Origin of the sequence: Legionella sainthelensi, assembly GCF_900637685.1 — a bacterium.
In the GTDB taxonomy this organism is placed as follows: Bacteria; Pseudomonadota; Gammaproteobacteria; order Legionellales; family Legionellaceae; genus Legionella; species Legionella sainthelensi.
In genome coordinates, this window is record NZ_LR134388.1 from 2,511,047 (window position 1) to 2,536,685 (window position 25,639).

The following is a 25,639-nucleotide window of genomic DNA, read 5'->3' on the forward strand; positions in this document are numbered from 1 at the left end:
CAACACCCCCTAATATTCATAATATTTTTGATAAATAGAAATGTAAGATCCATCTTTTTCTATGCTTAAAATTGCCTCATTTATTTTCTTGATTAATGCTTCTTTATCTGGCAGTGCAATAATGCCATAACCATCTCCCATAGATACAGAAGACCCCACAAATTTAATATCATAATAATTATTGCTAAGTAATGTTAAAGCAATGGCATTATTCAGCGCAATAACATCAATTTTATGTTGTACCAAATCCGATATGAGAGCTGAATTTGAATTATAGGTAAGAATCTGATTGGAATTATTATGGGAAGTCCTGAGACAGCTACGCCAATTTTTAACGGATTGGAGTAAGAAATTGTGCTGATAAACAGCATCATGATAAATATTATTTTTTGTCTCATTTTAGAATTTGACTTACGTCCATGCCATACTGATATATTTTACTTTAGGAAGTTAAAAATACTTTGTCAAATACTCATCCAGAGCCTCAGTACAAAGATGGGATAGAATCGTTGGGCCTTATTAGCCCAACAGAATACTCAAAAGTTAATCTCGGGGTAAGATAGTTTTTTAATGTGTACCACCTACTGTTAAAGCATCTATTTTAAGCGTTGGTTGCCCTACGCCAACTGGAACGGACTGTCCTTCTTTTCCACACACACCAATTCCGCGATCTAATCCTAAATCATTTCCTATCATACTAATTTTTTTCATCACATCAGGGCCATTACCAATTAATGTAGCTCCCTTAACTGGGGCAGTAATTTTTCCATCTTCAATAAGATAAGCTTCGCTCGCAGAAAATACAAATTGGCCAGAGGTAATGTCAACTTGCCCTCCGCCAAAATTAACTGCATACAAACCGCGTTTAACAGAACGAATGATTTCTTCAGGATCATATGAACCAGCTAACATATAAGTATTTGTCATTCTTGGCATAGGCACATGAGCATAGGATTCGCGACGACAATTACCTGTAGATTGCATGCCCATCAATTTGGCATTCAGTTTATCCTGCATATAATTCACCAAAACACCATTATCAATTAAAGTGGTACATTGTGAAGGGGTTCCTTCATCATCAATAGTTAATGATCCACGCCTATCTTTTAAAGTGCCATCATCTACTACGGTAACGCCTGGTGCAGCAACCTGTTCACCAATACGTCCTGAAAATGCAGACAATCCCTTACGATTAAAATCACCTTCCAATCCATGCCCTACTGCTTCATGTAATAAAACACCTGGCCAACCGGGACCAAGTACAACGGGCATAGTTCCTGCGGGTGCAGGGCGAGCTTCCAAATTAATTAAGGCTTCACGTACGGCTTCTCGTGCATAACTTAAAGCATTTTCTTTTTCAAGAAAATAAGAGTAGGCTACTCGACCACCTCCTCCAGAACGAGCGGATTCTCGTCTCCCTTGTTTATCCTCCACAATGACGCTCACATTGATACTTACTAATGGTCTCACATCAGCGATCATCTGTCCGTGCATCCCCGCTACCATGACAACTTCATAACAGCCACTTAATGCGGCATTAACTTGGATTACGCGAGGATCAATCCTACGAGCCTCTTTATCAATTGCTTCTAATAAAGCGATTTTTTCATGTTTACTCATACCTTCCATGGGATTTAACCCTTGATACCGACTTACCACAGCACTTTTAACATGAATGGATTGGATTGGCATGGAGCCAGTTAGTGCGATGGAGCGTGCCGCATCAGCTGCTCGCAACATAGACGGGAGTAAAATATCATCGCAATAGGCAAAACCTGTCTTATCACCACTAACGGCACGAATACCTACCCCTTTATCCAAAGAAAAACTACCACTTTTCACTACTGAGTCTTCTAAATACCAGGACTCATAATGGCAACTTTGAAAATAAAGATCTGCATCATCAATATGATGATTCATCATCGTCTTAAATAATTTTTCTATCCCCGTTTCATCCAGAGCCGCAGGGGCCAATAAAACTTTTTTCGCTGTAATAAGTGCTTCTGTCATTTAATTACCTATTTAATATAAAATATTTATCCAATTAAGCTGTATTAAGCAGACCCTATATCTATAAGTTTAATACATGATGGTCCAAACAAGGGAACTTTTGACGTAACTCTTGCTGATTTTTTAAATCAATATCTGCAGTAACAATACCAATTCCAGTTTCTTTTTGTGCAAGTACCTTACCCCAAGAATCAACAATCATGCTATGACCATACGTAACTCGTCCATTTTCATGTATCCCAACTTGATTTGCTGCCAAAACATAACATAGATTTTCAATGGCTCTTGCTCTTAATAGGATATCCCAGTGCGCAAGGCCTGTTGTTGCTGTAAATGCAGAGGGAACAGTAAACAGCTGAGCTCCTTGGAACATTAATTGTTGATAAAGTTCAGGGAAACGTAAATCATAACAAACAGTTAAACCTATTTTTCCAATTGGCGTATCAACAAGAGCAAGCTCATACCCACGCTCAATAGATGAAGATTCCAGGTAGGATTCTTTGGGTGATACATGAACATCAAATAAATGAATTTTATCATAACGCGCAGCACATTTACCTTGTTCATCATAAACAAGGCAACTGGCGCGAACTTTAGATCCCGAACTTTTCAAGGGAATAGTGCCGGCAATTATCCATAAACCTGACCGCTTTGCTAATTGACTAATTTTTTGTTGAATTGGGCCTTGGCCATAGACCTCCCCTATCTCCAATTTATCCCTCTCTTGTAGCCCCATAAATGCAAAATTTTCCGGCAAAAGAATAACATCAGAATGGGCTTCGCGTGCCTGGAGCACCAGTTCTTCTACTTGTTGCAAGTTATCAGTAACTTTTGCTGAGGAAACCATTTGTACTACTGCTGCTCGCGCCATATATATCCCCAATTTATGACATCAAACTGTCGAACTAATGCCTATTGTAGACATAGGACACGATAATGTAAAACATACCCAATCTAGGAAATGCTTCTTTAAGATCAATCATAATATGCTTGAATTTATGATTTATTTCATTATCCAGACAAGCAATTGTTTATCGTAACAATCTATTCGCTAAATTGTGTCAGGCGCAAAAATAATTCGCTAATCGCCATGATTTGCTTAGAAGAGCCCTAAAATTTTATTTATAATGCTCTCGTGAAGAATTATTGAATTTAAAATAAAAATAATAGGTTTTAGACTTGAAATATGGGAAACTTGCCCTTAGATATGCTAGACTAAATATATAGAAAAAGAGGAGATCTAAATAATGAACCGAAATAATGTCACTGTCCTTACGCGACGTAATGAATCTGTACTCGCAAGCAACAAAGTATTGCGTAATACATATCTGTTACTGAGCTTAACCTTCTTCTTCAGTGCGTTTATGGCCTATATCTCCCTTACAAGTGGTGCTCGGCCGATGAATCCGCTACTGATGATAGTTGGCGTTTATGGGTTAATGTTCTTAACTCAAGCTCTACGTAACAGCGTTTGGGGCTTAGTAAGTGTTTTTGCTTTCACCGGATTTCTAGGTTATACACTAGGTCCAGTGCTTAATTTTTACATCAGTAGTTTTTCAAACGGACCGCAATTAATTGCTACTGCCTTAGGCGGTACTGGTATGATTTTCTTTGCATTATCAGGTTATGCGCTTACGACCAGAAAAGACTTTAGTTTTCTCGGTGGATTTCTTTTTGTCGGTGTAATGGTTGCGTTTTTAGCAATGATTGCAGGAATTTTCATTCATATTCCCGCATTACAGCTCGCTATTTCAGCTGCCTTTATTCTTATTTCTTCCGGATTAATTTTGCTGCAAACGAGTGAAATCATCCATGGAGGAGAAACAAATTATATTTCAGCTACAGTAGGTCTTTTCGTATCCATATACAACTTGTTTGTGAGCTTGCTTAATATATTAAGCGCCTTTTCTGGTCGCGACTAGTTATCAGTCTCCTCTACCTGAATCCCGGTTTTTTATTGCCGGGATTTTTTTTATGAACACCACTATACGCAAGCTGAGTGTATTGTTTAGCAGAAAAAATAATGCAAGAGCAGTTAGTCGTAATTATCGGGCCAATTTTAAGAATATCTTCAAACCAATACGGCCAACGATAAGAGGATTTTTTGTTATTTTCCTCTAGGCTACCTTATGATTCTGCATAACCAATTGAGTTGCTGATTCTAGAGTCTCTGAAAGATGGCTGATAGTACTAATTATGCTTTTACTGGAAATGAAAACTTAGTCAGATTTTAAGGTGTTCACACCGTATTTATAATTTTTTAGAAAAGTCAAGACATCAGAGGATGGCATAGGTTTAGCAAGCAAAAACCCCTGGCCATAAGTACATTGATTTGAAATAAGAAAATTTAATTGATCTTGATTTTCGATACCCTCTGCTAAAACAGAAAGATTTAGAGTTTGTGCTAAATAAATGATGGCTTTGATGAGATTTTTATTATTTTCATTGTACATCAAATTTGATACGAAGGATTGATCAATTTTTAACTTATCAAGGGGAAAATTTTTTATACGATGAAGATTTGAGTATCCTTTACCAAAATCATCTAAAGCGATTGTTATTCTTTTTTTTCGTAACTCTTTTAGTGTCGTCAATACCTCCGCTGATCCCTCTATCAACGTTTGTTCAGTCAATTCAATTTCGAGACATGAACTTGGCAAATCATAAAGCTCTAATGCCTTATTAATATCATGCAGTAACTGGGCATGTTTAAACTGTTGGGCGGTTACATTTATAGAAATTTTAATTAAGGGCTGTCCCTGAATCCTCCAAGAACTGAGCTGACGACAAGCTTCATTCAATACCCAGTTTCCTATATCGTTTAATAACCCTAACTCTTGTGCGGAAGAGAAGAAATTATCAGGAGATAATAAGCCTAATCGCGGGTTTTTCCATCGCAGTAATGCTTCTAAGCCAATAATTTTTTGATTTTTCAACTCAATCAATGGTTGAAAGAACAATTTAAACTCTTGATTTTCCAACGCCGTATACAGTTCATTTTCAACTAACATACGTTCATAAGTATATTCACTAAGCTTCTTTGTATAATAAGCTACGGAGTTTCTACCCTGCTCTTTTGCTCTAATCATGGCGATGTCAGCACACCTTAGCAATTCATCTGCTTGAACTCCATCTTGAGGACAAATCGCCACTCCAACAGCACATGACAAATTCAAACAACTGTCGTAAAACTCAAAAGCTGGCTTCAAAGCAGTCATAACTGTTTTAATGATTTTCTTACTAGGAACATTATGACCCAGTGATGCAAGAAGAACAAACTTATCGCCACCCAAACTGCACAAAGTACCCATGTCTTTGACAGCGTCTTTTAATCGTTCAGCGATCATACATAAGAGCTGATCCCCTTTGCTGTGCCCAAAAACATCGTTTACTTGTGTAAATCTATCGATATCTATAATAAAGACACCAAATTGATGATTATCATTTAATATATCCTTAATAACTATATCCAAAATATCAAATATAGAGGACTTATTAGGTAATCCAGTGATTAAATCATGCTTATTGCGATGTATCATCTGATTTTCAAGATTTTTGACCGCCGTCATATCATGAAAACTTAACACTTGAATAAGTGGAAGTTCCTTGGATTTTGAAGTTTGCATGAAAGCCTCAAAAAATCGAGAGCCTTTAAGCTCTAGAGTTATTCGTTTATGGTTTTCTGAAGGTTGGATAAGAATATCCATTAATTCACGAAAATTTTCCTTATTTTTTGCTTTTTCACTCATTTTGACAAGTAAATTAAAAATAGAATAATTTTTGACTTCATTAACAGGCACCCCCCATAATTCGGTAAACCTAGAGTTACAATGAGTAATAATCCCCCTTCTATTCCAGGCAAGAATACCATCATCAGTGGCATCGAGTGTTGCTTCAGTTAACGATCTAAGCTTTTTCTCTTCTCTTGAGCGTACTCTTTCCTGCTGAACATAGTAGAACAATAAAGAAAACATTAATGTAAAAATTGTACCTAATATAAATATAACTAATGGCAACAAAGAGTGGACATGGCTTATATATTCTTGTTCATGTACTGATAAAGCCAGCAAGCTGTTAATTAAAAACATGCCCAGACCAATTATCAATGGCATAGCAGGCCATACAGAAACACCATGATATTGACACCTATAGAGTAATGAACATAATAACGTTACAGAGAGTAGTATAAAACCTAGAGAAGTATTAAGAGCCATAGGTGTATAATGGCTCCATTGATACGCTTTTTCTAACGAAGAAAAATAACCGCTTGCAAATAATAAAGACATAAAAAACAAAATAATGGCAAGAATTGATGCAATAACCCCCATTCTAAATGACCATTCATGCTTACCTATAATAAGAATAACCACTCCGACAATAAGAAATGAAACGCTTGTATTTGGCGCCATTCTTCCTGGGAACAAATTTGAACTATTGTAATAATGATGCAAAAATAGCTCATCTACATGCAGATTAACTCCCGCTACTGATTGTAAAAGTACTAATAAAGAAAGCGTAATAGCGATTATGTTTAGAAATTGGCAGATTTTATAGTAATTAAAAAGCAAAAAGAGTAAGCAAAGACCATAAATCAAAAAAGATAAAGCCGTATTATAAACCATGGCAATAGTATTAGCCTGATACCGCAACAGCCATGTGATGCCAAAGTACCATCCAATTAAAACAGAACCACCTAGCACCATAGTCAAACAAGAAAACAAGATACTTAGCTGTAAGAATATTCTTGGTTTTTTCATTACCGATCTATTAGTCCTTTATATAATTTATAGAATAGATTAAAAAAATGAATTGATCATCTTCTTTGATTTAGGGTGTGTTACCCCTACTATCAATAATAATGATTTTAAAAAAAGAAGCGTCATCTCGATGATTGTCTTAATGCAATTGTGAGACAAAAATCTCTTTAAGTAAGATGTTAAATATGGGTCCAAGTAGCCTTGGTCTTGAAAAACTCGAGGAGATCATGAACTTTTTTCTTTAAATTTTGCTCCAAAGTTTCCGTTTTCAGGAAGTGCGGCACTGAGAATTAGTTGCTTACCAACCAACCGCACTCCATCGCCAGAATCCCTAGTAATCCGAATTGCAATCATGTCAGTTGTTGACATAAAGTCTTGCTTCTTGCATTAACTGGCGCATGTGCCTTACTGCTTCTTTCATTCCACAAAACAAAGCCCGAGCGATAATAGCATGGCCTATGTTCAGCTCATGCAACTCTTTTATAGCCGCGATAGACTGCACGTTATGGTAGTTGAGCCCATGGCCCGCATTGACAATAAGATTTAAGCTCGCTGCATATTCTGCAGCGCGCTTAATTCGCTCTAACTCATACTGTTGCTGCTCAGCCCCCATTGCATCTGCATAGCATCCAGTATGTAACTCAATTACAGGAGCACCAATTTCTGCCGCGGCCTTAATCTGTTCCAGATCAGGATCAATAAATAAAGATACTTCACTACCCATTACTTGCAAACGTTTTACAGCCTGTTCTACGATTTTCTGGTGAGTAATAATATCTAAACCACCTTCGGTTGTTAACTCTTCTCGTTTTTCAGGGACTAAACAGGTATGTTCGGGAGAAATTTCTTCAGCAAAATCAAGCATTGCCTCGGTAACTGCTAATTCAAGATTCATACGCGTTTGCAGTATTTGTCTAATTAGACGAACATCGCGAGCTTGTATATGCCGTAAATCCTCTCTCATATGCAAGGTAATCCCATCTGCGCCCGCTTCTTCTGCATCAATTGCAGCTTGAACTGGATCTGGATAGCGAGTACCACGCGCCTGACGTACAGTAGCTATATGATCAATATTAACACCTAATAATATCGGCTTGTTCATTCTACACCTTACATATCAAAAATTAAGAGTATACGGTTCATCCTAAGTGAAACACAAGTTGATTCAATATAAGCGTCGAGCTTCATGACGGGGTCACTTATTTAGCATCCACAACATACAAAGCTCGTGACTTGATCTCACGTCCTCCTACGAGATGATCTATAGCCTGACGCATAATTTTTTTTGCTGATTTCAGATACGCTGCGTCGCTTAAATCATCTTGTGCCAATGCAAGAATATGTTCGCCAGGGATGCCGTCACTGTCAATAACAAATCCTTCACCTGCCACAAATTGATAATATAAATCAGCAACAATCAAATTTTCAGTTCTCGCTTCCTGAGTTAATGAAAAAGAATAGCCGCAAGTTCGCAGCACGGTCCATTCAAAACGTCTTAATAGAGCCTCTAATACGAATCTATCGCGTGTTGAAACGAGGTTATTTAAGGTAAATAAGTAAGCATCAAATAACACCGAGTCAGAATAATTGGAGCCTAGAGCATAATACAGAATTTCATTGATGTACAAACCTGCAAAAAGAGCATGGCCTATAAGTGGCAGTGTTGATGAAATACTTTCAATAGATTGTATATAATATCGGTCATAACGCTCAGTAAGGCTTATCCATAGAGGAGTAAAAGCTTGTAAAAGCGCCTGTTTTTTAGGAGTACGGCCTCCTTTATAAAGGCATTGAACTACGCCAAACTCACGCGTTAAAAAACTGACTCTAGCACTGGTGTCCCCAGACCATTGTTTGTGTAAAACCCATGCCTCTACAGTCCTAATGGTCATAGCCGAGTTGTTTTAAAATACGCTCATCATCTGACCAGCCTGACTTTACTTTACACCAGCATTGAAGAAAAACCTTTTTGCCTAATAATTTTTCCATATCTATCCTGGCAGTTGTTGCTATTTCTTTTAACTTTTGTCCTTTATCACCAATAATCATGCGTTTATGATTATCTTTGTCAACTAATATCAATGCATGAATACGTACAAGAGCACCCTCATCTTTAAACGATTCAATATCTACAGTAACAGAATAAGGCAATTCTTGACCACAGAATCGAAATATTTTTTCACGCACAAGCTCTGCACATAAAATTTTGTAGGTCGATCAGTTAATTGATCATCTGGAAACAAATGCGGTCCTTCAGGTAAATAAGCCTGTAGTTTTGCCTGTAGTTCATCAACCTGCATTCCTGTTTTTGCCGAAATAGGAATAATCGCTGCAAACTCATGCTTCGCACTCATTTGCTCCATCCAGGGTAACAACTGATCTTTATCGTCAATTTTATCCACTTTATTAACCACTAAAAGACAAGGTACTTTGGCTTGCTTCACCAAACCTAGAACATATTCGTCTTCTTCCTTCCAATGGGTACCATCGACTAAAAAAGCAATTACATCTACATCGCGTAATACACTAATCGCTGTTTTATTCATCATACGATTCATTGCTTTTTTGTTCCCTTGGTGAATACCAGGCGTATCCACGTAAACAAATTGATAATCTCCTTCAGTACGTATACCTAAAATACTGTGCCTCGTCGTTTGGGGTTTTTTGAGGTAATACTTACTTTTTGTTGCAAAATACAATTAAGTAGTGTTGATTTACCCACATTAGGCCTACCAACTAAGGCGATATAGCCACAATAACTTGTCATTAATTTAGATTCCTACTCGTATAACTATTCTATCTGTCCAACAATACCATGAAGTAAAGAGGTGCGCTCTTTTAAATCGATCTCCTACGACTGCTCTGAGCAATCCTTTTCTCTCCCTGGTTTTGTCTGCAAAGTGTTAATCATAAAGATGAATAACTATTCTGTTTATTTTTAAAGCATTGTATCAGTGCCCCTATAAAATTTCTAGTTATACGGTTTGAGCCACTTGATATTTCACTAAAAAACCAAGTATCCTGTGCACTATGTGAACAACGGAACGTTCTAATGCCTGATTTTGTAACCACAAATGGCCACACTCAAATTATTGTTCCCTTAACCATTATGCCCCATCGCCATCAGGCATTGCCGACTCTAACAGGCAGTCCCTTTAGCTATGAAGCAGGAACAGTTTTATATGGTCATTATAATATGGAATACCTTCTCCCAGGAGGCGACATACTCCGTTTAATTGCCAACCACAATCAAAAAACGGTACAACTTATGTTATTCACTCATCAGCCGGACTTAATTCAACTCCTTCCGGGTGATCGACCGTCTTCATTAGTTGCAAATGTAATAAGTAAAATTCATCGTTACCGTATACGATCTGCAAGTTACAACCAGCCTCTGACACCGATACAAGAACAAAAACTAAAACTCACTAACGAATGTATAGACTCATTGAAAAAATTGTTAAAAAAAGAACGGCGATTAAATTGCCAGGATCATGAAGGTCACGAAGCACTAAGAAGAAAAGTAATTCAAATTGTAGGCTATTGCTCCGATCAAAATCGCTTATTAGCAACATCTCCTCTTATATCTGAAGGATTTCTAGGCAACGTGCTTTATGAGGCTCATAAAACAGCACAGCATTATTCGTTTAATCGTATCTATTCAGTGTCACGACAAGATCAAATGGATTTTAGCAGAATAATAAAAAACTCAGGAACACAACAGGAATTACCCTGCCTTGTTTGGGATAGTGAACTCCATATCGGACATAATAATAAAGATTTGGATGATGCACTAAGTGTCATTTGTGATTACTATAAATTACCCCCTGCAACGAATCTAAGTGGTGTCCCAGCAAACAGATTTGCACAGCTCACAACATTTTTCAGTAAATTATGGGATGATGGCCATGATTGGATCAATTACCTGGCTATGGATGCTAAACCCGAGCATAAAACAGAAACACAACAACGCCTGGATGGGGTTACCCTAACTCAAATAAGCCCATACTATCGATTACAAGGATTTCCACAACAAGGTTATCTTGATTTAAAAAGCCTAATTTACCGACTTACCAATATTTCAAGCGAACCAGTTCTTGCAAAAAATATGAAACATGCCAAAAAAATAATCAGTCAGCATCCTCATGGCAGCTGGGCTATTATTCCAAACAAAGAACTGATTCTGATAAGACTGGAAAACAAAGTAGTGGAATTGCGCTATTTTGTTCACGACAAACTTTTCTATCCCCTACCAGAAGGACAAGATCTATATACTCTGGGACAAATTAGTAAACGCCATCTCTATTTACCTGAGCGGGTGAGTCTAAGACTTAAGGCCTTTATTTCACGTATCCCAGGATTTTTTAATAAATTCTACAAAAATATGCACCAATTTGTTGTTCATGATTTGCAGGATGATTTTTTCAATCATATTCAAGAAACACACATCCCAAAACCTGCAAAACAAGATGCGGATGAACTGAATGAGCGAAGAGTTAAAATACGAAACTCTCTCATTTTAGCCCTGGAAAATAAAGGGCTTTTAGCCACAGGCCAAACTTTGGAAGAGTTTATTAAGGAGCAAATTAGCAAAAGCCCCTATATAATTGCACGCCCTAATCATCCTCCCAGCCCTCATCCTTATGATAATCCTGTGCATCGCATTTTAGGAGTGATCCGGCATGCTGCAGGCTTTTTTATAGATATCAGTGAACAAAACCCCTTAATCGGTACTTTAGCAATGGCGGCATACGCATATGGCGGCGGTGCAGTACTTGCGCCCGAATTACTCAAATCAATTTTAACCAAACTCCATTTACACGGTTTAATTGCTGGTATTGAACCAACTCAAAAATTAGCTCGTTGGATGAGTCACGGAACAATTTCTGAATCCATTTCGGCATCGGCAATCTACTGGCAAACTACAGTAGCTGGGGGTAATCTTGATAAGTTTTTTGTTGAAGCGATTAGTGTTCTCAAAGAAGATCCTGGAGAAATTGCTATTATTGCAGCCTTAGCTCTTGGCCTAGGATATAGTTTAACCAAACTTATACCCTCCTTAGGAGAAGAAATGGGCGATTTTCCCTATACCAACTACGCAGCTCTGGGTGGGAAAGGAGGTGCAGCTCTATATGATACCATTATGCATCCTGGAGATGATTGGTTTCTTGGTACCTGTAAATGGTTATGCAAAGGTTTTGTAACTTTAGGTAAATTATGTATCGCTCCTTTTTTTGAAGGATATTATTATGGCTTTAATAACGGTTTTCTTAATGGATGGAAAAAAAGCGGGATTCTTCTTAAGAGCTTAAACAAACAAATATTAGCAGCGAGTGTTGATTTTGTCTTAGCCTTATTCACTATCCCACTACTTGAGTTAAGCGCTCTTTTAATTCACGTGCCATTTCGTGGTATTACTAACCTATTGATAAAAACTCTTGCTATCCTTGGTAATATTAGTGCTCCTGGTGAGTTATTAATCTCTTTTTCTACAAGAGAACCGTCTAAAAACTTAATAGCTAATTTCAGATTTTCACCTCTTTACGGTTTTACCTCGCCTTTTGGACGTTTTTCAGATAATCCATTTGTCAATATTAGTATTAACATCATCCGTGTTCTCTATTTGCCACCTTTACAATTAATTAAAAACCTAGTTATATTACCGTTGCTTGATGTGATTTCTTTCTCCACTCGCTTATTTCTTACTGCTCTAGACCCTATAACCCGAATAATGACTTATGCTGTAGGCAGTGTATTAATTACAGTAGGCGAAGCCTGGGATAATTCCTTCGGTATATTATTTGCAGCGAGTTCAAAAGGAATGGCCTCCGCATGTAATTGGATAGATAATAAGGCGAGTACCGTAAAACAAACTGCATTATCATTTATTGAAAATCAAAGAGGACAATTATATCACTGGGCTTTCGCACAAGAAGATCATAAATTACACAGCACATTGGATGATGCCAAATATTACTCCAGCGATCCCAGGCGTTATGAACTTATTCCCCATTCAAACAGTCATTGCTTATTGCATGCATTATTAAACACCAATAATGAGACCTCTTTTCAAGAGGAATGCCATCATACTCCATCTCATTATCAAAATTTATTCACAATAAAAAAATCAAGTAAGGAACAAATCATTAGCTGCCAAGACCAATCAATTAATAGTTGTATTTAATATGGTATTCTTAGTAGATGCCCCAGGGAGCTCATGTTTTATCGAGCAATATTGTGTATAATTAGATCAAGATGATGTGAATAGGATATAAAACTTATGGCAACCGAACTTTTAGAGACGCCTCTAAAACAGCTGACACAATTGGAACTAGATACTATCAATCAAAAATTGGATGAAGCAATCCAATTAAAACAAGACTCTGGTGCGCTTCAATTAAAGCAAGACACCAGTGAACTTCGATTGTCTTTGTCAGAAAGTGATATGGATCCTAATCCCTCAAGTATCGATCTGAGTAAATATGGCTTAAAAAATCCTGAAGATATAAAAATTTTTTTATTAACACCTGCAGGGGAAACAGTCATTCATGAAATTGGTACTGAAATATCTCTTGAGCGGGCACGTGAAGAAGAATTGCAATTTGAAATCCAGCAGCAAATTATAGAACAGGAGCGGATAAGAGCATTTTTATTTCATTGGCTATTAGAAGAAGAAGCCCAGGCTCAAAAAATCCAAGAAGAGATAATAATGGAGCAACAGGAAAAAGTGCTTAATAAAGACGAACATCAAAATCCGTCCAGCCCGCCTCCTAAACCTAAATCGGATTATAATACCACATTAAGAGGTTATGATAGTTCTATAGACAAACTTTCTAAAGACCAACGATTACTGAGTGAACGCATAGAAAAGTTAGAAAAAGAACAACAATTAATTACCGAAAAGTATGATGATTATGAAAAAAGTCTTGATGAGTTTTATGAATCCTCCGATAGATATACAACGGGCAGTGAAGAAGAAATCAATGAAGACATAGCCAAACTTAATAACGAAAAAGATGAGATTAATGAAGCAATTAACACCACGGAAGACCCCCAGGAAAAGCATCAATTCGAGCACAAAATTAAAAAATGCGAGCACAAAATAAAAAATCTGGAAGATATACGGTCTGTTCTAAAAGGTGAAAAGCGATTTGCTGATGCGAATGGACGTTTTGAAGATGAGAATGGAAAACCAATTACCTTCAAAAACGCAGCTTTTGTTCTTTCTAAAGATCAAAAGATAGAAAAAGAGAATGATAAATGTTTTCTCCTGCAAGAAGGACAAACATTGGCTACAATGAATGAAGAGGAAAAGTCAAAATCCCACCAGATGTATATGCATGCAAAAAAAGATCTCCAAATTGTTAGGCATGGTCTACATGATGCCAAAAAAGACGAACTGCAATTAAATGCGTTGCAACTGGCTAAAGATAAAGCAGAACATAGAATGCTCCAAAATCAAATTAATTTAATGCATACAGCTCGAGCAAAATTAATACAACAAGCATTAACCCCAAACCCTCGTTTAAATGTTCCTCAATCCACTATGACCCCACAAAAAGTAGCGTCAATTTCTAATAATCCTACTGGAGCATCCCAACCTTCAGCCAAACCGCCACGCGCTATGGACGAGGTGTTTGGTAATTTTGTAAAGAACTCTCCAAAGCCTATGACTTGGGGTATGTTATTTAAGTTTGTAGAAGAAATTCCTAATCCTAAAGCTAAAAATGAAGCCACTAAAGTTTTAGTCGATCAGTTCCAAAAGGAGAAGGATAAAGTGCTGGATGAAGATCCTAAAAATACCAAACAGAAAGAAAATTTAGCAGATATATTGAAACATCCAGAAAAATTTAAGGCGTGGTTAAAAAACACATTAAGTGCAGCACCTGTCCCTGATGCGACAATGCAAGATCTATTGAAAAATATGGCCACTAACTCGCAAAACCCATATGATCCTGATGTAACCTCATTAAAAAGTCCATTAGAATTACAACAAGAACCACAACAAGAACCACGCAACGCACCTATGAAACAATAAGAGAATCCTGTAGCTTAGAAACCAAAGAATGCAAAAAGCAACATCTAGGCTACAACTCATTTTAGGGCTCAGTAAATTTCCTTATTTTCTAAAATGAAAGAATTTGTTGAATAAGAATAACAATATGCTTGCCATTATAAGCTAACTCTTCTAACATTGGGTTTTGTGTTTTAACCAATATGAAATATTGTTTACTAAAAAATATAATTATCGGCGGAATTCACCATGATCTTAGATAAATTACTGGGCAATCAATCTGTAATCATATCATTAGATGTAGACAATTTTTTATTTGAACGATTAGAACAAATTCGGCAAGCAGGGTTCAATTTAGTAGAAATTAATTCTACAGATCAAAAATTATTAGAACAAGCAATCAAACATTGTCCATCGATTAAAATTGGCGCTGGTAATATTATTGATACGCAACAATTGGAAAACTGTTATCAGGCAGGTGTTCACTTTGCTACCAGTCCTGGTTATTTGCCCGCGATAGCCCAAACAGCAAATGTTTATTCAATGAATTATTTACCTGGAGTTGCAACAATTTCCGAAGCAATGGCGGCAATGAGTTTAGGGTATATGAATGTTCGTCCCTTTCCAGCCGATCTGACTTTTTGCACACTCTTAAATAAATGCCTCCCTCACTTAAGATTACTCCCAGCCGAAATTGAATGGGAAGAAGCAGAGCATTTCTTATACTTACCTGCTGTAGCCGCAGTAAGTATCCATAATCCCGATGCCAAACAACTCAGTGCACTTACAGCAAGTATTTTAGCATAAAAAAGTTAAACACAGTTGCACAAAATCAGGAACAGAATGTACCTAAGCTTTTGTTCCTATTGCCCAAGCACTGAACCTACTTGATTTTAAAGAAGAGACAACCTCCATAATTTATCCACTTAAGCCAGAAGCATTTGTTTTATTCGTCCACAATTTCTGGCAAAATCTATAAACAATGTTAGGGCTTTTAGAATGTAATGATGTGTATAAAATGAATGGTGTTAATTCCAAAAATAACATTCTTATCGCTTCCGACCCTTTACTTGTTGTTGGTGAGTTTTCCCCAATATAGTGTCAATAATCAGAGAATTTTTTGTGCATCCTAACAGAAAAAGGAATGATCTTCTTAAACTAATCTAATTCGATTAGCGACGCACTTTGTGATTCATAATTCTGGTCGTGTAATTAATTTATTGATTTTATAATATTTTCTATTTTTCAGAGATAGAAGTTCTAGCAGTAATGAGAATGTTGTGATCGATATTCAAGCACAAATTTAGGATAAAAGGTAAATCAATTACAGAAGCGCAGCGTGCCTTATAAAAATAAAAAGAAAGTGCTTAGGTAACGTCCCTTGTATGGATTTGACCAAAATCCTGTGTCATAAAATGTAGTAGTTCAAACTTGATCTGACAGTTGCCGGTTTTTCAAGAAGTGTCTGTCAGGTCAAATTTAGTTTATAAATTTTTCCATCCAGATTTGTTTGCTATCCATCAACGTTTGCATTGGTGTCCGCCCACAACACATTTTACCCTGATGAGTTCGCTCATTATTATAATATTGTAGCCATTCGTCCAGATCTTTTTGTAATTCCTCCATTGTTTCATAAATTTTCTTACGAAATGTAACCTGATAAAATTCCTGTAAAATCGTTTTATGGAAACGTTCACAGATTCCATTGGTTTGTGGTGAGTTTGCTTTGGTTCTTGTGTGATCAATATTGTTGATGGCTAAATAAAGCTGGTAATCATGTTGCTCCACCTTGCCACAATATTCTGTTCCTCTATCGGTTAAAATGCGTAGCATTGGTAACGCGTACTGTTCAAAGAAAGGCAAAACCTTGTCATTAAGGATATCTGCTGAGGTGATTGGCGTTTTAGTCGTATAAAGCTTAGCGAAAGCTACTTTGCTATAGGTATCTACAAAGGTTTGCTGGTAGACGCGACCGACGCCTTTTAATGTGCCAACATAAAAAGTATCTTGGGAACCTAAGTAACCAGGATGAGCTGTGTCTATTTCACCGCAAGCCTCATCGTCAAATTTCTTCTTCTCTAAAGCAATAACTTGAGCCTCTGTCAAAATGATGCCCTCAGAAGCTACTTTGTCTTCTAGAGCTTTTAAACGGTCTTTAAAATTAGCTAACTGATGTCGTAGCCAAACACTCCGTACGCCACTACCAGAAACAAAAATACCTTGTTTGCGAAGCTCATTGCTAGTGCGTTGCTGGCCATGCGCAGGGAACTCAATAGCATATGCTTTTACTGCTTCTTCAATAGATTCATCTACTCGATTTTTAACATTCGGTTTTCTTCGGCTTTGATCAAATAAAGCTTCAACTCCACCTTCTTCTACTGCTGACTTATAACGGTAAAATGTATCTCTCGATAAGCCCATTACCTTGCATGCTTTCGACACATTTCCTAATTCTTCTGCAAGATTTAGAAGACCAACTTTATGTTTAATTATTTTAACTGTATTATCTATCATGAGAGTTTTCCTCTTGGTTTTGTTTAAAGTTCGCACTTCTATCAAAACCGGAAACTCTCACTTTTTCAAGTACTTGTGTCAGATTAGGTCTAAACTAATTCACATAAAAACCAGGAGGATTAGGCTCATTCACTTGTTTCTTGATGTTGGCGAATCTCTTTGCTCCATTATCTGTTCACTTTCAATGGATGGGTCAGGACTTACCCTAAGTGGTGTCAATATTTTGTCATTGCTACTACTTACAGCAACAGGGGAATCAAAATCATTTGGAGTTGGTTTTATTTCATCTTGTATCTCTTCTTGAGTCATTCTTGAAAGCATACTGCCAGTACTAGAAGAAACTGTAGCAGAGGAGTCTTGATTTGCTTCAATTAATCCAGATTCATCATGTGCTTCCTGTTTCGGTTCTAACCATGCAAATTCATCAAGTATTTCCTTTGTACTTTTAGAAGATAACAAAGATATTTTTGAGCAGGAATCAGCTATACTCTCTAGTTTCTCTGTTAATTCTTTTACATCAAATTCTGGCTCCTTAGAAACCTCTGTAGTACCCCAGACTCCCAAATACGTACCTAATGGTGTATATCCAGGTTTATTGACCGTCCGAGTCAGTTCTGGTCCCTCCAGTAAGCTTCTTTCCTCATTTCTAACATTCTCAATTTGTTTACTCATAGCGTCCAGACTCTTCGCCAACTGCTCGCGGGTCAGTTCGGTGCTAATTTTCTTAGCCTCCTCATATAAACTCTCCACCAGCTTCATAGCTAGATTCCTTTGAGCAAATGCTATTGGAAAATCTTCTTCCTTACAATTTCTCTTTTTATTATAAAATCATCTAGGATTTTCAATTCAGTAAATATTCTTTTCTTTACGTTCTCAACCTCACCAAATGTAGGAAACCCTTCTTTTTCCCGTTTATTATTTTCACTTTCTAGAGTAGTTTTAAATTTTTCATACAGCTCTTGAAGTTCGTTGAGCCGCTTTTTCTCTCTTTCTTCTCCTCTTCCATACAGATATAACTTATCTGTCAAATATCCCAGCCCAGGATTTTTAACTTCATTAATTTTTTGAATTATTTGTTTTTCGAATTCTATGGGGCCATCTTTCAACAAAAAACGCATTTTGTCCTCAGAATTTTCACGATCGATCTGCTGATGAACTTCGGAGTTTGGAATAATTGATTGTAACATTGCATCCATATTTGCAGGGCGAATCGCCCTTATAATCGCTTCTTTACGCTCTTCAATAGAACCTTCTTGTGCTGCATTATCTACAATGCATTGGCGTAACCTCTCGTCATCAAATACGACCCCATGAGCGCCATTCATAGCTAAATGCTCCCAGCGATGTTCTTCTCCTTCAATAATTTTAGGATTGGTGGCACCAAATGCCTTAAGCAGAGTATACGAAGTTTCAATTTTAGTCGACATCACATAGATTCCATGGCACTCGGGATTAACAAGATGATCCTCTCCATAATCCGAACGCCCTGCCACCGCATCAAGAGATATCCATAAACTATTTTCAATATCTAATAATGTCCTCTCACCTGCTCCTGCTTCTCCTTTATTTAATAAAATTCGATTCACCTGTTTTTCAAAAATTTTAGAATCACTCGCCTTCTGATCAACAAGAGCTTCTCTTAAATTAATCGAACATTCGTCCATTGTCAGTTCACTCTCTCCAATTTCACCATGGGAGGTTTCCTTGTTCTCAAAAAATACCTTATATTGCAATTTACCTTCCCTCACATCCTGAGTAATTTCAATTCTATCCTTCAAAATAGAACAATTAGGTGATGCTGCATCTACGAGAGGTAAAGTAGGAGGGATAAATTTGCGCGAGGCCTGTTGTACTGCAGCTGCACCGCGACTAAACCCAATAACAGTTGCTTTTGGCAAAACTGTAATTGTTGAGTTTGTTTTCCGCATTTCCTTACGTATCTTACCTATCATTTGCAAAATCTCGCTTTGTTGCGCTTGCATCTCTTCAATGGTGGGGTTCCTTCCCAAAGAAGCTCCCAAGGCTGTAGGGATCCACCTCCTTCCTTGCCCAGGACCATAAGTGATACACTCTACATTTTGAGTTGCAGGATTGTAAGTAACTAAGGTGTCTTTATAACGAAAAGTAAGTTCATTATCATTAAAAGGCTTCATATTCCAATGTTGAGAAGACCCCGTTCCATCCCCAGGAGTACGACCCGACCCACAAAACATCGAAGTCAAACGGAAATCCTTCTTCGCTGGATTACTACTATCTAATAAGCTTCTTAATGCTTGCTCTCCTTCTGCAAAATTTTCAATTGGCTTCAACTCATTTACGCGCTTTGAACTAATTTCAGAAGTCATGGTAATCAGCTTAAAAATTAATCGACCTATATTAATAATAGAGCAATTGTTTATTTTTGAACGACATGTACGTTTTTATTAAATCGCACTAATTACAAGATTGGCGAAAAACCACCTAATTAGGTTAATAGATCAAGCAAAAATGCTTAATTCACTTGATGTGCTAACCCAATTTATTAAATTATCAACAAAAATACGGATCATTCGTTCATCAGCACGCTTTTTTAAAAAATGACAATAAAAATCAATGGTGGGTGCATAATTAGCTATTTTTAATGGAATAAGATTAGGGTTCAACAATCGTTCAAAGATAATACTCCAGCCCATGCCATGCTCTACAAGGGCAATATTATTATAAATTAGGTTGGCTTCAGATCTTATTTTCAGTGTCAGTTTTTGCTTTTCAACTTCTTTATCAATAATTTTGCGTATCATAAAGTTTTTTTCCATAAGTATTGCCTCAAATTCTGCTAATTCAGCCAAAGATAACTCTTCTTTAATCTTTGCCAATGGGTGTGATGCCCCTACTACAAATATAAGTTTTTCACTCCATAATCTAATAGATTTAGTTTCAGTAGTATTATCGACAAATGGCGAAATAATAAGATCATTTCCCCCTTCCTTTAAACTATCAGCGACGTCTTTATCGGCCGTGAGATTTGTGTTAATAAAGTAATTTAAGCCCAGAGAATTCATATAAACCATTAGAGGAGGGACAATATTTTTTGCTACATATACGTTGGTACCAAGATTCAGTAATAATTGTGGCTGACTTACATCTTTACCTGTATTTTTGAGTAATTCCTTATTGAGATGTATCATTTGTCGAATATATGGCAATAATTGCTTTCCTTTCTCTGTCAGCTCGGTTCTCAATCCTGAGGAAATAAACAGTTGAGCATTCCATTCCGACTCAAGCTTTTTAATCCTTTTACTCAAAGCAGGCTGAGTCACGTGTAGCTTTTTCGCTGCGAGTGAGATGGAATGAAGTTCTACAACCGCTAGAAAAGATTGCAAGTCGGTAATGTTCATTACTTTAAAAACCATTTATGATATGACTTAAGTTAATACTAGGATAGTTTTTATTTTTGCACAAAAATAAACCATTTGTTATAACCAATAAAAATAAGTAATAGCATTCTAATCCCACCATAATATTATACCGTCATAATAATGATCAATATTTAAACATATAGGTTAATTTATGACAATCACGGAATTATTATCTTACTTCAATAACAAAAAATCCAAGGAGCTAACTCCAGAAATAGCCCATAATATTGCTCAAATAAAAGAAATATGTGACACCGAGTTTTATAATCAATCTTTTTACGGCAATAGCGCATTAAATCGGCTCATGCTTTTGAATGAAAGGGTAGCTGATCTTCTTACTCCAGAAGTTATCGAGTATCTATTTACTAATGAACCAACCGGTGAAAGCAAAATATTCCGTAATTCAAGCGGTATGATTGCGCTTAAGGATGCTATTTTTCATGGCTTTAATGATGGTCTACTTGTCATTAAATTCATGACCAATAATGAACAACAATTTGGACCTGAGCAATATGAAGCTCAAAAAGCAAATTATGCTAAACATACTACCCGAATAGTAGAAAATATAAAAATTGCCGCAGGTGTTCTCAAAGAAATTGAGGATGATAGTTCTCATGAAATATCACTTATTGAAAAATTTGAGCGCATTGTTGACACTATTGATAAGATAAAAAAAGCAGATAAATCAGATAAATTACTTTATGTACCTGGATATACTTCTCAAAGTATGCGTAGTCAGGTCAAAGGAGGATTTAGTCATCTTTGCTCCGCTTTGAAAATTGCATTTGATAATGAGTTTAATGAAGTAAAAAATGAAACTTTGGATTCTTTATGTGAAAAATTTCTTAATAGCCCTAATGCAATGCTAGATGGAACAGTTATCCATCTATTTTATGATCGTGCCCACATTGAAGCGGCTCTAGAGCAAGATACAATCATTACCATCGGTGGTGTAGGTTATCACTATCAAGATATTTTCCGTGCTATGGTAAATAAAATCGTCTCTGCTCCCGAAAAATATCCTGCTTGTGCCAAAGAACAATTTGATTTGCGTTTCACTCTGGTTATGAATGATTTGGAAAAACGTAAACAGCAATTTGAACCCGATTTATTGGTAATTAGCGTTGATGCAAAAATCCAGTTTTTGAATCTTTTACATGAAATTAAGGATAAAGTTAAGGCCTTTAAGCATGATAATCAACCTGAAGCAGCCAAAGCAGCATCTCAGCTACATACCCAATTATTTACAGCAAGCTTGGAATATTTTAAAGCTGAATATGTTACACGAAAAAACTATATAATATTTAATGAGGTCTGTGCTCATGCGATTCATGAAGCGAGACCTGTACTGGAAAAGCATCGTGGATGGAAGGATTTCTTTGCCAAACTCATAGTGGGAATCGCAACCTTAGGGATTGTACCCGCTGCTATGGCAATAAAAAGCAAGATACAAACAGGGAGTTTCTCATTTAGGTTGTTAAAGACTGCAAGTCAAAAACAATTGGATTGTATCGAAGAACAAGCTCGTGAACTGGAGCCAATACAATTGATGTCTATGAATTAATCTTATCTTCACAACACTGAGCCCCTATCCCTATCTTCTTGCTTAGATAGGGATATTGTTTACGCTGCGAGCATATCTTAGTGCTCATTATTTTTTGTTTATAAACACATCCAAAACAAAAAGTCCGGCACCAATACAAATAGCACTATCAGCTATGTTAAAAGTGGCGAAATGATGATGTTTATAATACAGATCAATAAAGTCTATTACATAGCCATGGATTGCTCTATCGAATAAATTACCAACAGCGCCCCCTAAAATAAGACTAATGCCTGCTGAAAGTAAACACGTTTGATTTTCAGTCTTATATAACCAAACCGCAAGAATTATACTTACAATAAAGCTAAAGGCCGCAAAAAACCATCTATGCCAATCCCCTGCTCCACTTAAAAAACTAAAAGCAGCTCCGGTATTATAAGCCAAAGTAAGATTGAACATTGGAAAAACAGGCAATGGGTGATACGGAGTTAAAAATATGCTAACTAAATATTTGCTTAGCTGATCAGAAACTATCACAGCTAAGCTCAGCATAAACCAATACCACTTTTTCATATAAACTGCCTCATTTCCTCATGGCCCATAATGTTTCCTACACAGCGTAAACATAAATCAGGATGCTGCTCATTTTGGCCTACATCAGAACGCCTATGCCAACAGCGTGCACATTTTTCGTACTGACTTGCTACAACAGCAATAGAAATACCATATTCGGTAGTTGCTAATCCGGTTGGCGCTAAATGCATAGGATGCACTTTTGCTTCAGAAGTAATTAATAAAAACCTCAACTCTTCACCCAAGCGGGTTAATTTAGGTAAGGCTTTAGCATCTGCATACAAAGTAACTTCTGCAGCCAATGCAGAACCAATCTCACCCTTTTGCCGTGTTGCCTCTAAAGCTTTATTCACTTCATCACGGATTAAATGCAACTCATCCCAATCTTCCATATTTACCGAATCAATTTTAGGCCACGCATTATACCAAAGTTCAGTAAAGATCGTTTCTTGGTTATATCCAGGTATATAACGCCCAATTTCTTCGGCAGTAAATGACAAAATTGGCGCAAGCCAAAGAGTAAATGCTCTGATCATATGATACATCGCTGTTTGACAAGAACGTCTCGCTCTACTGTGCTTTGCCGAGGTATATTGCCTGTCTTTAATCAAATCAAGATAAAAACTACCCATGTCAACCGCGCAAAAATTATGAATCTTTTGGTAAATAACATGAAATTGATAATTCTCATAAGCTTCAATAATTTCTTCTTGAAGTAACTGACAACGCTTTAGAGCCCATTTATCTAGTTCTAAAAGATCACTTGCTTCTACACAGTTTTCGGTAGGATCAAAATCAAATAAATTAGCCAGTAAGAAGCGAGCCGTATTCCGAATACGCCGATAAGCATCTGCATTACGCTTAATAATTTCATCGGAAATACTCACTTCATGACGATAATCCGTAGATGCTACCCATAAACGTAATATATCAGCTCCATATTGATTAACGAGCTGATCTAACGCCACATAGTTTCCTTTGGATTTAGATAATTTCTTGCCTTCCGCATCGACAGTATAGCCATGTGTCAATACAGTCTTATAAGGAGTTACATCATACATCGCCACTGAAGTAGTTAATGAAGAATTAAACCAACCCCGATGTTGATCAGAACCTTCAAAATAAATATCTGCAGGAAATGACAAATCCTTATTTTGTTGCAATACAGCGTAATGCGTGACACCCGAATCGAACCATACATCCATGGTATCGTTAATCTTTTCGTAAAGCTCGGCATCATGACCCAATAATTCTTTTGCATCCAATTCAAACCACACATCAATCCCTGATTTTTCGATAAGCAAAGCAACTTTTTCAATCAACTCAAGCGTATTAGGATGCAATTCACGTGTTTTGTGGTGTACAAATAAAGGCATAGGAGTTCCCCAAGCCCTTTGCCTTGAAATACACCAGTCAGGCCTATTTTCAACCATATTGTAAATGCGCGCTTTTCCCCAATCAGGTACCCAATTGACCTTATCAATTTCTCTGATAATGTTTTGTCTTAGTTGATTTTTGTCCATAGAAATGAACCATTGCGGGGTAGCAAGAAAAATCATCGGTGATTTATGCCGCCAGCAATGAGGATAACTGTGTTTAATGCTTTCTTTCGCTAAAAGAGCACCTTTCTCTATTAAGGCTGATAAAATCTTTTCATTAGCCTTTAGCACGTGAAGTCCAGCAAATAATGGAACATCCTCTGCAAAACAACCATTTGTTTTAACTGGATTTACTAAAGGCAAATTGTAGGTTTTACCGACCAGGTAATCATCAGGGCCATGCGCCGGTGCAGTATGCACGCTTCCGGTACCTGACTCAGTAGTAACATGATCACCTAAAACTACAGGAACAATACGCTCATAAAGTGGATGATTTAATTTTAAATGCTCAAAGACGCTTCCTTTTGCACAACCAAGAATCGTGTATTGATCTATGCCATAACGCGCCATAACGGATTCAACTAGATCTGTAGCAAGAATCAAATAAAACTCACCGCCATCAACTAAAGAATAGTCGATTTCCGGGTGCAAACACACCGCTTCATTAGCAGGTAAAGTCCAGGGAGTAGTTGTCCAAATAGGAAGACTAACGGGTTTGACTTCTACTTTTAATTGAAAAGAATGAATAAATTCTTCAGGATGCACTGCAAAGAACGCCACATCAATAGATGGTGAAACTTTCTCATCATAATCAACCTCTGCTTCCGCCAACGCTGAACCGCAATCAATACACCAATGTACTGGTTTGAAGCCCTGTTGTAAATGACCATTTTTGATCATCAACCCTAAAGCACGGACTATATTAGCCTCATAACGAAAGTCCATAGTAACGTATGGATTATACCAATCACCAAAAACACCAAGCCGTTGAAACTCATCACGTTGAATATCAATTTGGCTTGCAGCATATTCACGACATTTTGCTCGAAAATCTCGAGCAGATACTTTATCTCCAACTCGACCTATTTTTTTTTCTACATTGAGTTCTATAGGCAGCCCATGACAGTCCCAGCCAGGCACAAAAGGCGCATCATATCCACTTAATGATTTTGATTTAACAATAATATCTTTAAGAATTTTATTTAGCGCATGGCCACAATGCAAATGACCGTTCGCATAAGGAGGCCCATCATGTAAAATGAATTTTTATTTCCTAATCGAGCGTTACGAATTTTTTCATATACTTTCTTTGCCATCCAATCAGCTAAGACTTCTGGCTCTCGAGTTGCCAAGCTAGCTTTCATTGGAAATGAAGTATTAGGAAGATTTAATGTATCTTTATATTCTGCCATAAGAGCTCACTCTGCGAAATCGTTAATTTTATAGTAATT

The 25,639-nt window shown here is 36.9% G+C and carries 15 protein-coding genes and 3 pseudogenes; 5 read left to right on the forward strand and 13 right to left on the reverse strand.

Features of this window, described 5'->3' with window-relative positions:
• Window positions 1-9: 9 nt before the first annotated feature.
• The 3 genes from EL220_RS11115 to EL220_RS11125 form a co-directional block, all read right to left on the reverse strand.
• Window positions 10-246: a type 2 periplasmic-binding domain-containing protein gene (locus tag EL220_RS11115; RefSeq protein WP_027272175.1), complete on the reverse strand. Its 237-nt coding sequence runs from the start codon at window positions 244-246 to the stop codon at window positions 10-12.
• Between the two features lie 321 nt (window positions 247-567).
• Window positions 568-2,010, reverse strand: a complete 1,443-nt coding sequence (tldD, locus tag EL220_RS11120; protein ID WP_027272174.1) for a metalloprotease TldD — start codon at window positions 2,008-2,010, stop codon at window positions 568-570.
• Between the two features lie 61 nt (window positions 2,011-2,071).
• Window positions 2,072-2,881 (reverse strand): carbon-nitrogen hydrolase family protein, encoded by an 810-nt coding sequence (locus EL220_RS11125; protein WP_027272173.1) that lies wholly within the window; start codon window positions 2,879-2,881, stop codon window positions 2,072-2,074.
• Window positions 2,882-3,257: 376 nt separating this feature from the next.
• Here EL220_RS11125 and EL220_RS11130 point away from each other — a divergent pair, with 376 nt between their 5' ends.
• Complete coding sequence (locus EL220_RS11130; RefSeq protein ID WP_027272172.1) at window positions 3,258-3,932, forward strand: Bax inhibitor-1/YccA family protein; 675 nt, start codon at window positions 3,258-3,260, stop codon at window positions 3,930-3,932.
• A gap of 297 nt (window positions 3,933-4,229) precedes the next feature.
• On the opposite strand, the gene EL220_RS11135 is transcribed toward EL220_RS11130, so the two are convergent.
• From EL220_RS11135 to era, 4 genes and pseudogenes are all read right to left on the reverse strand, one after another.
• Entirely contained in the window at window positions 4,230-6,767 is a 2,538-nt protein-coding gene (locus EL220_RS11135; protein ID WP_027272171.1) for a putative bifunctional diguanylate cyclase/phosphodiesterase, read from the reverse strand.
• Between the two features lie 355 nt (window positions 6,768-7,122).
• Complete coding sequence (pdxJ, locus tag EL220_RS11140; protein ID WP_027272170.1) at window positions 7,123-7,869, reverse strand: pyridoxine 5'-phosphate synthase; 747 nt, start codon at window positions 7,867-7,869, stop codon at window positions 7,123-7,125.
• Between the two features lie 97 nt (window positions 7,870-7,966).
• A complete protein-coding gene (gene recO, locus EL220_RS11145; protein ID WP_027272169.1) occupies window positions 7,967-8,659 on the reverse strand; it encodes a DNA repair protein RecO in 693 nt (230 codons plus the stop codon).
• A pseudogene (gene era, locus EL220_RS11150) lies at window positions 8,649-9,534 on the reverse strand (GTPase Era). The gene recO and the pseudogene era overlap by 11 nt, the downstream one beginning before the upstream one ends.
• A gap of 285 nt (window positions 9,535-9,819) precedes the next feature.
• On the opposite strand from era, the gene EL220_RS11155 reads away from it, so the two are divergent.
• The 3 genes from EL220_RS11155 (at window position 9,820) to EL220_RS11165 (ending at window position 15,588) form a co-directional block, all read left to right on the forward strand.
• Window positions 9,820-12,951, forward strand: a complete 3,132-nt coding sequence (locus tag EL220_RS11155; protein ID WP_027272167.1) for a hypothetical protein — start codon at window positions 9,820-9,822, stop codon at window positions 12,949-12,951.
• A gap of 96 nt (window positions 12,952-13,047) precedes the next feature.
• Window positions 13,048-14,805, forward strand: a complete 1,758-nt coding sequence (locus EL220_RS11160) for a hypothetical protein (protein WP_027272166.1) — start codon at window positions 13,048-13,050, stop codon at window positions 14,803-14,805.
• Window positions 14,806-15,030: 225 nt separating this feature from the next.
• Complete coding sequence (locus tag EL220_RS11165; RefSeq protein WP_027272165.1) at window positions 15,031-15,588, forward strand: bifunctional 4-hydroxy-2-oxoglutarate aldolase/2-dehydro-3-deoxy-phosphogluconate aldolase; 558 nt, start codon at window positions 15,031-15,033, stop codon at window positions 15,586-15,588.
• Between the two features lie 647 nt (window positions 15,589-16,235).
• On the opposite strand, the pseudogene EL220_RS11170 reads toward EL220_RS11165, so the two are convergent.
• The 4 genes and pseudogenes from EL220_RS11170 to EL220_RS11185 all read right to left on the reverse strand — a co-directional run bounded on the left by EL220_RS11170 (window position 16,236) and on the right by EL220_RS11185 (window position 20,672).
• Window positions 16,236-17,295: pseudogene (locus EL220_RS11170) on the reverse strand (IS481 family transposase).
• A gap of 129 nt (window positions 17,296-17,424) precedes the next feature.
• Window positions 17,425-18,054, reverse strand: coding sequence for a hypothetical protein (locus EL220_RS11175; protein WP_128130893.1), 630 nt, complete (start codon window positions 18,052-18,054; stop codon window positions 17,425-17,427).
• A gap of 23 nt (window positions 18,055-18,077) precedes the next feature.
• Entirely contained in the window at window positions 18,078-19,640 is a 1,563-nt protein-coding gene (locus EL220_RS11180; RefSeq protein ID WP_128130894.1) for a hypothetical protein, read from the reverse strand.
• A gap of 132 nt (window positions 19,641-19,772) precedes the next feature.
• Window positions 19,773-20,672: a LysR family transcriptional regulator gene (locus EL220_RS11185; protein WP_027272326.1), complete on the reverse strand. Its 900-nt coding sequence runs from the start codon at window positions 20,670-20,672 to the stop codon at window positions 19,773-19,775.
• 172 nt (window positions 20,673-20,844) lie between these two features.
• Here EL220_RS11185 and EL220_RS11190 point away from each other — a divergent pair, with 172 nt between their 5' ends.
• Window positions 20,845-22,257, forward strand: coding sequence for a hypothetical protein (locus EL220_RS11190; protein ID WP_027272325.1), 1,413 nt, complete (start codon window positions 20,845-20,847; stop codon window positions 22,255-22,257).
• Between the two features lie 87 nt (window positions 22,258-22,344).
• Here the strand turns inward: EL220_RS11190 and lspA are convergent, their stop codons facing one another.
• The gene (gene lspA / locus EL220_RS11195) at window positions 22,345-22,809 is read right to left on the reverse strand and encodes a signal peptidase II (RefSeq protein ID WP_027272324.1); all 465 of its coding nucleotides are present in this window, start codon (window positions 22,807-22,809) and stop codon (window positions 22,345-22,347) included.
• Window positions 22,806-25,600, reverse strand: a pseudogene (gene ileS, locus EL220_RS11200) (isoleucine--tRNA ligase). The gene lspA and the pseudogene ileS overlap by 4 nt, the downstream one beginning before the upstream one ends.
• Window positions 25,601-25,639: the final 39 nt, after the last annotated feature.